This window comes from Gluconobacter sp. ESL1110 (assembly GCF_058107395.1).
Window position 1 is genome coordinate 645,580 of sequence record NZ_JBYLUK010000007.1, and the last position, 12,332, is coordinate 657,911.

A 12,332-nucleotide genomic window follows, 5' to 3' on the forward strand; every position below is an offset into this window, starting at 1 on the left:
TTTTTCAATGCCCGATGAGGGATCATCATGATTAAGAGCAAGCTTGCGCTTTTCGGCTTCGTCGCAATGACAGCCTTGGGGTCAGTTTCCCTGTCATCCGCCCGCGCTGCGGACATCACGGGAGCGGGCTCCAGCTTTGCCGCTCCGATCTACGGAGCATGGGGCGAAGGGGCCAAGCGTCAGATTGGCGTCAACGTGAACTATCAGAGCGTTGGCTCGAGCGCCGGTCAGGATCAGGTTGTGGCTCGGACGGTTGACTTCGGTGCTTCTGACAAGCCGATGGCTGCGGCCCGTCTGGCGTCCGAGCATCTGTACCAGTTCCCGACGGTCATGAGTGGCATCGTTGTTGTCGTGAACGTTCCAGGTATCGAGCCAGGTACGCTCCGCCTCGATGGCCCGACCCTGGCTGCGCTGTATGACGGTGAAATCACGGAATGGGACGATGACCGTATCAAGGCTCTCAATCCGGGTCTGAAGCTGCCAGAAACGGACGTCGCTCCGGTTCATCGCGCTGACGGTTCTGGCACGAGCTTCGTTTTCACGTCCTATCTGTCTCAGGTATCGCCTGAGTGGAAGCAGAAGCTGGGCGCTGGCACATCCGTAGCCTGGCCGGGCGGTTCGGGTGCACGTGGAAACGACGGCATTGCAGCTATGGTCAAGCAGACCGAAGGTGGCATTGGTTACGTTGAGTATTCCTACGCCGCCCAGAATCACCTGAATATCGCCCAGATGAAGAATCATACGGGTGCATTTGTTTCCCCGACGCTCAAGAGCTTTGTGGAAGCTGCAAATGCTGCGGATTGGACACACGCCGACCATTATGCCGTCAACCTGCTGGATACGGCGGGTCCGGGTGCATGGCCTATCGTGACGGCTACGTTCGTTCTGGTGCCGACCAATCCGAAGGATGCTACGACGGCCAAGGCTGTTCGTGATTTCTTTGCCTGGGGTTTCCAGCATGGCGATGCGGATAATACCCGCCTTGATTATGTCGGCCTTCCGCAGAATGTGAAGGACGCCGTATTGGCAGGTTGGGGTAAGTAATCTTCCTCGTTTGCTGGTCTGATCGGCTGTTTCTCCCAGTTGGGGGATAGTCAGGTCAGATAAAAAGGCGTTGAGTACGGAAGCGAGCTTCTCCGGATGTGAGAAGCCCGCTTTCCTGTTTTTGCCTTGCCCAGACATGGTGCGATTTTGTCCGCTTTCTCCAAGCCTGATACCCCTGTGGGGACTCTTTCCCCGATTGTCCGAATTCTGATCGGATTGATTTTCATTCTGGGGCCTGTTTCAACAGATATGTATCTGCCTGCATTTCCCATGCTGGAGCACGATCTGGGGGCAGGGGCGGGCTCGGCACAGCTTACATTGACGGCGTGGTTGGTTGGGCTGGCTATCGGACAGTTCACGCTTGGGCCACTTTGTGACCGATATGGTCGGAAGTTGCCTCTGCTGCTCGGACTGGTGGTTTATGTCATTGCTTCAGCCCTGCTGGCTGTCGTTACAAACTTTCATCTTTTCTGCGCTCTGCGTTTTATTGCTGCCATGGGAGGCGCAACGACGTCTGTCGCGCCACGAGCTATGGTGCGCGATGTTGCGACGGGGACTGCTGGCGTCAAGCTGATGTCTCAATTGATGCTGATTTTCGGACTGGGGCCTTTGTTGGCACCCTCAATTGGCAGCTTTCTTCTTGATCTTGGTGAGTGGCGTTTGATTTTCTGGGTGGGCGCCGGGTTTGGCATTTTTCTTTTTCTGGGGACATGGTTCCTGCTGCCGGATACCTTTCCACCTGAAAAGCGCTTTGCACTTCCTTTTACGGGGGTGATTGCCCGTTACAGGGATCTGATTACCGAACCTCTATTCTGTTCAGCGGCCATGGTGGCGAGCTTCGGTACGTTCACCATGTTTGCCTATCTTTCCAATGCACCAGCCCTTTTTGAAGGGATACTGCATTTTTCGCCGCGTCTCTTTGCCATGTTTTTTGGTCTGAATGCGGTTGGATTTGTGCTTGGGTCGCAAATCAATGCGCGGATGGCGCACAGATTCCTGTTCACCAGGGTGATGGAATACGGAATGATGGCCGTACTGACCTTCACGCTTCTTGGTGTGCTTGTGTGTTCTCTTGGGGTGGTTGGCCCGCAGAATCCTTGGCCGCTGTGTGCGCTGATTTTTTGCACGACGACGTGTCTGGGATTTGTTGGGCCGAATGCTGGTGTTCTGGCTCTGACACATCACGGACATCAGGCTGGAGCAGCGTCTGCCCTGATCGGGACATTGAACTGGACCGTTGCCGGCTGTGCAGGCGTTTTGATGGCTCTTCTGCCGTCACATTGGGTCGGGTCCACGTCAGTGGGAATGATGATTGGAATTCTGGGCTGCTGGGTCAGTGATATCTGGCGACGCAGACTGGATCCAGACTCCTATCTGTCAGTGCATCACTGATTGTGGCAGCGAAAGAGCTGAGCGTGAGACATCAGCCTTTGGAAGAAACGCGGTCAGCAGCAACTGTAGCGATCATCAGAGCGCCGATCACAGGCACGAAAGCAATCATTGAAAATTCGGCGAGAAGGCTGGTTGGAAGGCCGATCAGGTGGATCAGTGTCATGGACGTCATGGAAGTTATCTCCGTTTTACTTGCCGTTGGTGGCGTGGGACGGGAGAAACTCCAGAAGTGCCCTGCAAGGCAATAAATGAAGATGCAGGATCAGCTCTGCGTTTGACGCATGAACCTTTGCCAGAACTTTTCCACATTTGGCGAGAATGGACTAACTTCTGTTCAAAGATGACTATTTCGTTATCATTGGAGATGTATTCTATTCCACTTATTCTGGATTTCTCTGACACCAAAATCCAGAAAGGGCTCTTATTTGCGCAATAAAATTGCGTCTGGTCTTATTTTGCGTTTGGGTGCGGGAGAGAAAGCCGGTCTCTGCGGAGACCGTGCCAGCTCAAAAAAGTGTCTGCCAGAAAGAAGGAAAGTGCCCCGACAGTGCAGGCGAGAGCTATGCCGAAAAAAGCTAGCAGCCATGTGGATGTGCTGGCATCACGTAAAGAACCAACAAAAAGAGCCATTGCTGCTCCGCAGGTCGAGGCTCCGCCGATTGCATTCAGCATGATGGCGGCATCCAAAACGAAGATTCGCCGGTGGAGTCTGATCTCATGGGCTGCCAGACGCTCGGGCGTATAAAACGGATCTGGCGTGTCTGTGTCAGAAGGGGGCGTCGACAGTCGTTTGCGCACGTCTTCCAGGTGGTCAGCCACGCGTGCCAAGCGTGTATTGAACACGTTGATCAGTGTACCGATGCCTGAAAGCATGAAAACAGGCGTCAGAGCGATTTGGATCAGATGGGCGGCGCTATCGACCGCGTCCGGGTCGTAGGAAACAGGAAAGGGCATGGCGCCTTTTATACTGTATCTTCCGACAGCGAAAAGACGCGGTGCTCTGGAAAACATCCCCCGACATGGAGTAGGGAAAGACAGCCATTTTCAGAGATGCCGACTTCATGCCTGTCATTGCCCGTTTGTTTCGCCCGGTTTGTATGATGCTTGGGCTTGGAGTGATCGCTGTTTCTTCTGCTTTTGCACAGGATGCTGGTCACTGTTCCGGGACTGCGCGGCAGGTTGAATTTGCGTGCCAGACCTGGACTGAGATTGACCGTGCCGTACAGGCTGGGGTGGATACCATTATTATTCCCGTCGGTGGGACCGAACAGAGCGGTCCTTACATGGCTGTGGGCAAGCATAATGTTCGTGCACAGGTTCTGGCTGACGAGATTGCCCGACAGGCAGGACATACTTTTGTGGCGCCTGTCGTGGCCTATGTGCCGGAAGGATCAACGGACCCACGTACCTCTCATATGCGTTTTGCGGGAACAATTTCAGTTCCTGCTGCTGTATTTGAAGGGCTGCTTAGAGGAACTGCGGAAAGCTTTCGGGTTCAGGGCTTTCGGAAGATCATTTTGCTTGGAGACCATGGCGGCTATCAGGCGTCCATGGCTCACGTTGCGCAGGATCTGAACAAACGCTGGAAAGGTCAGGCGGCTGTTCTGGATCTGCGCGATTACTACGAGGTTATTCCCCATCAATATGCTGACGCCCTGAAAGCACAGGGCCATGCGGCAGAGGTGGGACTACATGCGGAACTTAGCGATACATCCCTGATGCTGGCGGTCGATCCGTCTCTGGTACGTCAGGGTGCTCTGGGAACCGCACCGAAACCCGGTGCCGCCGATGGTGTCTATGGCGGTGACCCCCGGCAGGCTACAGCCGCGCTGGGGCGTATCGGCACGGAGATGCAGATACGCACTGCTGTAACGGCACTTCAGTCCTTCAACAGGAGCCATCCATGAACTTCAAAAATCCCCTGCTGGCGGTGCTGACGCTGCTGGGAGCCTCTGCGGCTCACGCCCAGACCACGGCTCCTGCGGATGCAAGTGCACCGATTTCTGTGCCTCCGGCACCGGCTGCTCCTGCTGCTCCGCCTGCGATGGTGCCGGCTTCGACCCCTGCAGCGGCTTCAGCAGTTGCTTCAGATGCGGTGCAGACCATTCCGGGCATGCCGGCCGTGATTGATCCGCACAATATCTATAGTGAGACCACGCCGTCCCACATCTCCCCGGCTATCGCTCATGATCCGGCGCGCGTGTATGTGCCGAACCTGCGTGGAAACAGTGTCTCCGTTATTGATCCGGTGTCCTTTCAGGTTGTCGACACTTATCCGGTTGGCCGCTCGCCGCAGCATGTCGTTCCGTCCTGGGATCTGCGGACGTTGTGGGTGACGAACAACAGTGAAGGCCGCCCGGATGGCTCTCTGACGCCGATTGATCCGGCGACGACCAAGCCAGGTCCGAATGTCGCTGTTGATGACCCGTACAACATGTATTTCACGCCGGATGGCAAGTATGCCATCACGGTTGCTGAAGCGCATAAGCGGCTTGATTTCCGCGACCCGCACACGATGGAACTGAAGGGTTCTGTCGAGACGCCAGAGTGCAAGGGCGTCAATCACGCGGACTTCTCCATTGATGGCAAGTACGCGATCTTCACCTGTGAGTTTGGCGGTTATGTTGCCAAGGTCGATACGGTGAACCTGAAGATGATCGGGATGCTGAAGCTGTCCAAGGGTGGAATGCCGCAGGACATTCTGACGGCTCCGGACGGACACAAGTTCTACGTTGCGGACATGATGGCCGATGGTGTGTTTGTCGTGGACGGTGATTCCTTCACGGAGACTGGCTTTATCCCGACGGGGATTGGCACGCATGGTCTGTATCCGAGCCGTGATGGCAAGGTGATGTATGTGGCGAACCGTGGGTCACACCGTATTCATGGCAAGCGCGGCGGGCCGGGTGGCGTGTCCATCATCGATTTTGCGACGGATAAGGTCATCAAGACCTGGATGATTCCGGGGGGTGGCAGCCCGGATATGGGGAATGTCAGTGCTGACGGAAAGCTGCTCTGGCTGTCCGGTCGTTTCGACGATGTGGTGTATGCCATTGATACCGATACGGGGGCTGTCCGAAAAATTCCGGTTGGTGCTGAACCGCATGGGCTGGCGGTCTGGCCGCAGCCGGGTCGTTATAGTGTTGGTCACACCGGTATTCTTCGGTGATCTGAGAGGGGAGGCTTCGGCCTCCCTTTTTGTTTTCAGGGTGCGATCTGTCTGAACTGACTTCTTTATGGTGTGGTGGGCAAAGACGGATTTTTCAGGACGTCGATGAATGCTCTCAGGGCTTTCGGCATCTGTCTGCGGCCTGGGTAGTACAGAAAGAATGGCTCTGCGGAAGGAAGCCAGTCTCGCAGGATTGGACGGAGTTTGCCCTGCATCATCGCTGGTTGTGCCAGAGCGTCATAGACATAGGCGCATCCTGCTCCCTGAATGGCGGCAGCGAGCATGAGGTCGTCATCATCAACCATGAGGGATGATGGGACCCTGATGCTGAAGGGGCCGCTCTTTTCTTCGAACTCCCAAGCATAGCATCGGCCACTTGGAAAACGTCGTCCGATACAGAGATGGTCTTTCAGGTCACGGGGGGAGGCGGGCGTACCCTTGCGAGCCAGATAGGCGGGTGAGGCAACGACGACGAAAGGTTGGGGTGGCCCGACGGGAAGGGCAATCATGTCGGCGGCTACGCTGTCACCAAATCGGATACCGGCGTCGAAGCCTTCTGCCACGATGTCGATCAGGCGTTCTTCCGTGACAATCTCCAGACTGATTCTGGGATATCGAAGGCTGAACTCCGCAAAGTGCAGTGCAAGCAGACGCGCGGCAGGGCGCGGGACATTGATCCGTAACGTGCCTGTGGGTGTGTCCTGCAGGATGCGCAGGTCCTGTATGGCTTGATCAATATCCTGGAAGGCGGGCCGGAGCGTTTGGAGAAGGTGTTCTCCTGCCTCGGTGGGCATCACACTGCGGGTGGTGCGATTGAGGAGACGCAGGCCCAGCTTTTCTTCCAGCGCTTTGATGGCGTGGCTTAAGGCTGAGGGAGAGACGTTGCGCAACTCTGCGGCTTTGCGAAAACTCCGCTGTCGGGCGACGTCAATAAAAATATCTAGTTCATGAAAATCTGGTTTCATTCATGAATGGTATTCATGAACCCATGAAAGAGACAATGGCTTATCAGGACAGTGGGTTTTGCAGACAGTGACGTTCGAACATAAAACGGAAGCCTGTTATGAAACGCCGCTTACTCGGAACGTCCGGATTGGAAATCTCGGCCATTGGCCTTGGTACCTGGGCGATTGCTGGTCCTGGTTGGGAGTTCGGCTGGGGCGCACAGGATGATGCGGATAGTCTGGCAACGCTGGAATATGCCGTGGATCAGGGTGTGAACTGGATCGACACGGCGGCTGTATATGGTCTTGGCCATGCGGAGACAGTTGTCGGGCAACTGCTGAAACGCTTTCCGCCTTCCCGTCGTCCGCTGGTTTTTACCAAAGGTAGTCTGGTTTGGGACGAGAAGACTCGGGAAATTACGCATTCTCTTTTGCCAGCATCGCTGAGGCGGGAGGTTGAAGACAGTTTGCGGCGACTGGGAACGGAAGCTATCGACCTGTACCAGATTCATTGGCCCTCTTTTCCACCGAGTGGACCAGATGAAGGTCTGGAAGATGCTCTGCTGGCTTTGCATCACCTGAAGGCCGAAGGAAAAATCCGGGCGATTGGGGTTTCTAATTTTGATGTGCCGCAGTTAAACCGTGCCTTGGCCGTAACATCCATTGCCTCCCTTCAGCCACCTTATTCAGCGCTGATGCGGGATGTGGAGACGGAGATTCTGCCGTTCTGCGCAGCCATGGATATTGGTGTTCTCCCTTATTCGGTTCTGCAATCGGGTCTTCTGAGCGGCAAGATGACCAATGAGCGGATTCAGGCTCTTCCTGATGATGATTGGCGAAAGACGAGAAGTGCAGATTTTCAGGAGCCGCGTCTTAGTCAGTGTCTTAAGTTGGTAGATGTCTTCCGCCAGATTGCTGAGAGACATCGGGTCACACCTGCAGCCATTGCCATTGCATGGGTTTTGCGTCGAACCGAGGTTACGGGAGCAATTCTTGGGGCACGGCGCCCGGACCAGGTTGATGATCTGCTTCGGGGAGCGGAGATACAGCTTACGGCTGCTGAAATTGCATTGATTGTGCCCTATCTTCCGACTGGAACAGGCACCAATGTTCCCGGTTCTCAAAGCTGAAAGTATTATAGAATACGGCATACACGAACACTTGCGATCTTTCTGATCACCAATCCGCTACTATGGCCGGTATATGTCACGAAGGAGAATTGGTGATGCTGGGTATTTCAACATTGTGCTTTACTGTCGCGGTGATTGCAGGAACCTGGCTGGGGATCAATGTCCTGCAGGGGCGACGGCCGCTTCGGGTCATGAAGCCAATCCATGTTGGGGCTGCACTGATTGGTTCAATTTTTATGATGATCGCGCTGGTCCAGGGGCAGCGGGGACTTATGCTGAATGTCGCGATTGCGATTGCCGTGATAGCGTTCGGTGTTCTGATGAGTTGGGCGCGGAAGCAGGGCTATCTGGTTGCACCACTCTATGTCTGCCACATTCTTCTGGCAGTGCTCTTTTACCTGTCTCTTGTTTCCGTCACACTGTTCCCGAATTTCTGAAAAAGACCAGAAACGGAAATGCCTCTGAAGGAGGCATTTCCGTTTTGTCGTGTCACGGAGTCTCGGGAGTTGGCTGAGGGCCAGTGTCATTGGCAACATGAAACTGCATGGCGTTGCCGGGGGGCGTCGTGGTGTAGGCGGTGGGTGTGTAGAATTTGACGCCTTCCTCTGCAAAACGGTTCGTCACGATGCGGTTGAACTCGCGTTTGACTTTCCATTTCATCATGGGTGTCGTGCGGATGCTGCCGATCAAGGTTGCGCCGCCACTATCGCTCTGGTCCACGCCGAGATCTGTATAGTCGGACAGGATCATTGGGCCGAAGACCGGATCGGCGCGCATTTCCTTAATAGCTTTGGACATGATGGCTGAGACGCGTGGCAGATCTTCGGATAGGTCGAGTTGCTGCTTGATGACGATCTGGTTGTAACCACGGGCCGTATTGGCGATTGAGGATACGGATGAGAACGGGATGATGTGCAGATCACCCGTGATGTCGCGCACCTTCACGGTTCGAATGGAAAGATTTTCCACAGTGCCTGAAACGCCGCCTGTAGTGACCCAGTCGCCGACCTGAATGGCGTCCTCCACCAGCATGAAGAAGCCGGTGATGAAGTCCTTCACAAGGCTCTGGGAGCCGAAGGCGATCGCTGCACCAAGAATACCGGCACCTGTCAGAAGCGGAGTGACGTTGATCCCGATCTGGGACAGGGTCGTGACGGCAACGATGATGATGATGATGGCCAGGAGAACCGTTCGGATAATAGGAAGAACCGTCCGGAGGCGTGTTGCGCGGGATCGCTGGCCGGATGTTTCGAAAGACGTCAGTTGATGGTTGAGAACGAGATTGACCACTTCCCAGATGGCTGCAGCAACGGTGACGGCAATCAGCAGGGTCAGAACCGTGTCGGTCAGGCGTCGTCCCAGCGCATTACGGATAAAGAAGCCAAAGGTGGGCAGCCCCCAGGCTTCCGTCATGGCCACAAGAGTCAGAAATAGAATGGCGCCCGTCAGAATGGCGCGTGCTGCGGGATAGTAGCGGTCTGCCCGCTTCTGGAGTTCGGGGAAGCGTTCTTCAAGCTGCGGATTGACCCGAAAGAAACGGTCCTGAAGGCCATAGGCGAGCACGGCACCAAGGCGGGAAAGCACCAGAACGGCAATGGTTGTTCCTGTTGTTTTTAGAATCCAGGCATAGCCGCCCTGAAGATGGGCAGCCCAGACGATCCAGAGGGAAATATCCAGGAACATCGCTGGCACCCACCACAGCCGGGTAATGGCGGCAATGACGGTCCACATGCCGGTTTTTTTGCCAAGTGTGCTGGGTTGAAGGGCACGACTGACAATGTGCCGGATACGCCAGATAAAGGCGGCAATCAGGATATGCTCAACCAGAACGACACCACGGATCATGGCGTCCGTACCGCGGGGGGTTAGATTGAATTGCGCTCCCAGTTCCGACAGGCAGATGACGATAGCGGGGGCCGCAACCAGGACATTCCACCAGCGGGTGACCATGAAGGCCGTAGGATTACTGGCGGGAAGAAGGCGAATGGTTGGTGAGCGGGGTGTGAATGCTGTTTCAACCAGAAGGTAAAGACCGCGGGCACCAGCGTATGAGTAAGCCAGTGTCAGGATAACGTTCGCTGTGCGGTCACTGATGGGTAGGACCCATATGGAAGGAACGGTTACGACCAGAAAAGCCAGAACTGGCACGGTTTTCAATAGGAGGTGGAGGAAAGAATAGGGGATGCGGGCCAGAAAGCGCAGAGTTTCCACCTGCCTGCGCTGGTCTTCCGCGCGGGTTTGGTTGGGATTGCCGGCAGGGGCTGCTGCTGTGATTTCCGCGTCCGTTTCGAGGGGCTGGCGAGCGTTGCGCGTTTCCTGTGCCTGGGCCTTTTGGGTCGTTTCCTGGAGTGGTTTTCGCAGCATCAGCGCTACGACACGTTCTACGGCAAGCCCGCAGGCGATAACAATGAAGGCAATTCCGAAGGCATGGAGGATCGGCGCGCGTGTTTCGGGGGTAGAAAGCTGCGTGCGAAACCAGTGTCCAACGAGACCCAGATCTTTGAAGAGATTCAGAAAGTTGTGGACATACCCCATGGACTGGGTTCGGACACTGTTGAATCCGTTGCCAATTTCCGGGGAGACGTCCGGAAGTGTTTTCGTGTCTGTAGATGGCGCACTGGCCGCAGGTGTTTCTTTGATGCCGCGAGCCATGAGGGACAGCGTGTGTGTGAAGGCGTCACGCTGCTTGGGGTCGTTCAGAACATTCAGGAGTTGTTGTGCTTCCTGCGCGGAGAGCGGAGCCGTTGTGGTGGCCTGAGGTGCAGTCTTGGTCGTTGGTGCTTCTGCCTGAGCTGAAGGGGCTGCGAACAAAGCCGTCAGAAAAATCAGGAAGGCCATGAAGGAATGGTGGTTCCTTCGAGGGGGTGTCCGTGACGGAGCGGGCCGTGAAGGGGAACACATCGCTCTGGAATGTCCTTGTATACCGTGGAGCCGGAGCAGGCCGGGGAAAGGGAGACGGGTGTGTGCGTCTGCGCGCACCATTGCCAGCAGGAGTGCCACAGGACGGGGCCTTCTGTCCAAAACGTGATGCTCTATTCTGCTGCTTCCAGTGGATCTGTTGTGGTGCCAGCCAGACGCTCGTTTGTTTCAAGGGCTTCGAGGGCATCGGCATGGTCGATTCCCCAGAGATAAAGTTGCTCGATAGGTTCTACGAAGATTTTTCCGAGCGGTGTCAGGCTGTAGTCCACGTTTGGGGGCATGATCTGGTGGATCTGCCGGCTGACGAGTCCTTTATCTTCCAGTTCTCGCAGGGTCTGGGTCATCATTTTTTTTGAGAGGCCCGGGATGCTGCGCTGAAGCTGTCCGGGACGGGAATGGCCACCCAGAAGATGCAGCGTGTGGAGGATCATGGTGGTCCATTTTCCGCTGAAAAGTCTCAACACTCTTCTTGGGGAGCAGTCTTCGGCAAAGGGGGCCTGTCGGTAGTGTTTAGGCAGAGAACGGGTCATTTTATGGGAACCTTTTGGTATCCAGGGCACAATACGGTGCCGTCTGGAAGTCTGTTCGCCAAGGGGGCAAATGGAGGGCGAACCACTTTTCCGGAGAGGAGACCCTGATGTCCCGGATTGCTCTTGTTGTTGGATCGACAGGTATTGTCGGTCAAAATCTGGCTGCCCGTCTCGTGGCAGAAGGCTGGACGGTCTATGGGCTGGCCCGTCGCCCCCGGCATGATATGGCGGGTGTTCTGCCGATTGCGGCGGATCTGCTGGATCTGCAAAATCTGAAATTGGCCCTGAAGACTTTGACGCCTACGCATGTTTTCTTCTGCTCCTGGCTCAGACAGGAGACGGAAGAAGAGAATTGCCGGGTCAACTCAGCGATGGTTCGGAATATATTTGAGGCGCTTCCTGCTCCGGAAAAGCTGGAGCATGCAGCCCTGACAACGGGCATGAAGCACTATCTTGGTCCCTTTGAGGCTTATGCTTCCGGTGAACCCCCTCAGACGCCTTTCCGTGAAGAGATGCCGCGACTTCCGCTGGCGAATTTCTATTACGATCAGGAAGACGTGCTGTATGCGGCTGCAGAGAAATATGGCTTCTCCTGGAGCGTGCATCGTCCGCACACTATTATCGGCTATGCGGTTGGGAATGCGATGAACATGGGCAGCACGCTGGCCGTTTATGCGACGATCTGCCGCGAAACAGGGCGCCCGTTTGTCTTTCCCGGTTCCGATGTTCAGTGGAACAGCCTGACGGATCTGACAGATGCGCGTCAGTTGGCGCGACAGCTGCTTTGGGCTTCGACGTCTGAAGGCGGCCGTAATGAGGCGTTCAATGTCGTCAATGGAGATGTGTTCCGTTGGAAGTGGCTCTGGCCGCGTCTGGCGGCCTGGTTCGGGCTGGAAGCAGCGCCTTATCCGGGTCATGCGACATCTCTTGAAGACATCCTGTCTCAGGATGGAGAACTCTGGGCGCAGATCAGTGAGACGTATGGACTGGTTGAGAGGCGGATGGATCGCCTTGTTTCCGCCTGGCACACGGATGCGGATCTGGGGCGGCCTGTCGAGTGTGTGACGGATCTTTCCAAGAGCCGCTTGGCGGGTTTTGAGGGGTGGCAATACACGCCGGACTCTTTCTTCGATCTGTTCGAACGTTTGCGGGCTGAAAAACTGATTCCCTGAGGGAGACGACGTAAAACAGGATTTAATTGGTC

At 55.6% G+C, this 12,332-nt stretch carries 12 protein-coding genes; 7 read left to right on the forward strand and 5 right to left on the reverse strand.

Annotated elements, in window-relative coordinates:
- The first annotated feature begins 27 nt into the window (after positions 1–27).
- Together pstS and AC3B6F_RS07045 are read left to right on the forward strand one after the other, a co-directional pair.
- A complete protein-coding gene (gene pstS, locus AC3B6F_RS07040; RefSeq protein ID WP_489823817.1) occupies positions 28–1,044 on the forward strand; it encodes a phosphate ABC transporter substrate-binding protein PstS in 1,017 nt (338 codons plus the stop codon).
- A 177-nt stretch (positions 1,045–1,221) separates the two neighbouring features.
- Positions 1,222–2,436 carry a multidrug effflux MFS transporter gene (locus AC3B6F_RS07045; protein ID WP_489823818.1) on the forward strand — a complete coding sequence of 405 codons (1,215 nt, stop codon included), beginning with the start codon at positions 1,222–1,224 and terminating at the stop codon, positions 2,434–2,436.
- A 31-nt stretch (positions 2,437–2,467) separates the two neighbouring features.
- Here AC3B6F_RS07045 and AC3B6F_RS07050 read toward each other — a convergent pair whose 3' ends face one another.
- Together AC3B6F_RS07050 and AC3B6F_RS07055 are read right to left on the reverse strand one after the other, a co-directional pair.
- On the reverse strand, positions 2,468–2,608 hold the full coding sequence (locus tag AC3B6F_RS07050; RefSeq protein WP_016737900.1) for a hypothetical protein: 141 nt from the start codon (positions 2,606–2,608) through the stop codon (positions 2,468–2,470).
- A 278-nt stretch (positions 2,609–2,886) separates the two neighbouring features.
- Complete coding sequence (locus AC3B6F_RS07055) at positions 2,887–3,390, reverse strand: DUF2721 domain-containing protein (RefSeq protein WP_010503108.1); 504 nt, start codon at positions 3,388–3,390, stop codon at positions 2,887–2,889.
- A gap of 107 nt (positions 3,391–3,497) precedes the next feature.
- Between AC3B6F_RS07055 and AC3B6F_RS07060 the strand changes: the two genes are divergently transcribed.
- Both AC3B6F_RS07060 and AC3B6F_RS07065 read left to right on the forward strand, forming a co-directional pair.
- A complete protein-coding gene (locus tag AC3B6F_RS07060; protein ID WP_489823819.1) occupies positions 3,498–4,343 on the forward strand; it encodes a creatininase family protein in 846 nt (281 codons plus the stop codon).
- Complete coding sequence (locus AC3B6F_RS07065; RefSeq protein ID WP_489823820.1) at positions 4,340–5,605, forward strand: YVTN family beta-propeller repeat protein; 1,266 nt, start codon at positions 4,340–4,342, stop codon at positions 5,603–5,605. Before AC3B6F_RS07060 ends, AC3B6F_RS07065 begins: the two co-directional genes overlap by 4 nt.
- 65 nt (positions 5,606–5,670) lie before the next feature.
- On the opposite strand, the gene AC3B6F_RS07070 is transcribed toward AC3B6F_RS07065, so the two are convergent.
- Complete coding sequence (locus AC3B6F_RS07070) at positions 5,671–6,570, reverse strand: LysR family transcriptional regulator (protein WP_489823821.1); 900 nt, start codon at positions 6,568–6,570, stop codon at positions 5,671–5,673.
- A 98-nt stretch (positions 6,571–6,668) separates the two neighbouring features.
- Here AC3B6F_RS07070 and AC3B6F_RS07075 point away from each other — a divergent pair, with 98 nt between their 5' ends.
- Together AC3B6F_RS07075 and AC3B6F_RS07080 are read left to right on the forward strand one after the other, a co-directional pair.
- Positions 6,669–7,679 (forward strand): aldo/keto reductase, encoded by a 1,011-nt coding sequence (locus AC3B6F_RS07075; RefSeq protein ID WP_489823822.1) that lies wholly within the window; start codon positions 6,669–6,671, stop codon positions 7,677–7,679.
- Positions 7,680–7,774: 95 nt separating this feature from the next.
- On the forward strand, positions 7,775–8,116 hold the full coding sequence (locus AC3B6F_RS07080) for a hypothetical protein (RefSeq protein WP_034880755.1): 342 nt from the start codon (positions 7,775–7,777) through the stop codon (positions 8,114–8,116).
- Between the two features lie 52 nt (positions 8,117–8,168).
- On the opposite strand, the gene AC3B6F_RS07085 is transcribed toward AC3B6F_RS07080, so the two are convergent.
- Together AC3B6F_RS07085 and AC3B6F_RS07090 are read right to left on the reverse strand one after the other, a co-directional pair.
- A complete protein-coding gene (locus tag AC3B6F_RS07085) occupies positions 8,169–10,517 on the reverse strand; it encodes a mechanosensitive ion channel family protein (RefSeq protein ID WP_489823823.1) in 2,349 nt (782 codons plus the stop codon).
- Positions 10,518–10,711: 194 nt separating this feature from the next.
- Positions 10,712–11,128, reverse strand: a complete 417-nt coding sequence (locus AC3B6F_RS07090) for a winged helix-turn-helix transcriptional regulator (RefSeq protein WP_489823824.1) — start codon at positions 11,126–11,128, stop codon at positions 10,712–10,714.
- A 107-nt stretch (positions 11,129–11,235) separates the two neighbouring features.
- On the opposite strand from AC3B6F_RS07090, the gene AC3B6F_RS07095 reads away from it, so the two are divergent.
- Entirely contained in the window at positions 11,236–12,300 is a 1,065-nt protein-coding gene (locus tag AC3B6F_RS07095) for an SDR family oxidoreductase (RefSeq protein WP_489823825.1), read from the forward strand.
- Positions 12,301–12,332 lie beyond the last annotated feature (32 nt).

Excerpts from the sequence above, each read along its gene's own strand:
- AC3B6F_RS07070 (WP_489823821.1), bottom strand. The coding sequence starts at position 6,570 with ATGAAACCAGATTTTCATGAACTAGATATTTTTATTGACGTCGCCCGA.
- AC3B6F_RS07080 (WP_034880755.1), top strand. The coding sequence starts at position 7,775 with ATGCTGGGTATTTCAACATTGTGCTTTACTGTCGCGGTGATTGCAGGA.
- AC3B6F_RS07055 (WP_010503108.1), bottom strand. The coding sequence starts at position 3,390 with ATGCCCTTTCCTGTTTCCTACGACCCGGACGCGGTCGATAGCGCCGCC.
- AC3B6F_RS07090 (WP_489823824.1), bottom strand. The coding sequence starts at position 11,128 with ATGACCCGTTCTCTGCCTAAACACTACCGACAGGCCCCCTTTGCCGAA.
- AC3B6F_RS07095 (WP_489823825.1), top strand. The coding sequence starts at position 11,236 with ATGTCCCGGATTGCTCTTGTTGTTGGATCGACAGGTATTGTCGGTCAA.
- AC3B6F_RS07050 (WP_016737900.1), bottom strand. The coding sequence starts at position 2,608 with ATGACGTCCATGACACTGATCCACCTGATCGGCCTTCCAACCAGCCTT.
- pstS (WP_489823817.1), top strand. The coding sequence starts at position 28 with ATGATTAAGAGCAAGCTTGCGCTTTTCGGCTTCGTCGCAATGACAGCC.
- AC3B6F_RS07060 (WP_489823819.1), top strand. The coding sequence starts at position 3,498 with ATGCCTGTCATTGCCCGTTTGTTTCGCCCGGTTTGTATGATGCTTGGG.
- AC3B6F_RS07075 (WP_489823822.1), top strand. The coding sequence starts at position 6,669 with ATGAAACGCCGCTTACTCGGAACGTCCGGATTGGAAATCTCGGCCATT.
- AC3B6F_RS07065 (WP_489823820.1), top strand. The coding sequence starts at position 4,340 with ATGAACTTCAAAAATCCCCTGCTGGCGGTGCTGACGCTGCTGGGAGCC.
- AC3B6F_RS07085 (WP_489823823.1), bottom strand. The coding sequence starts at position 10,517 with ATGGCCTTCCTGATTTTTCTGACGGCTTTGTTCGCAGCCCCTTCAGCT.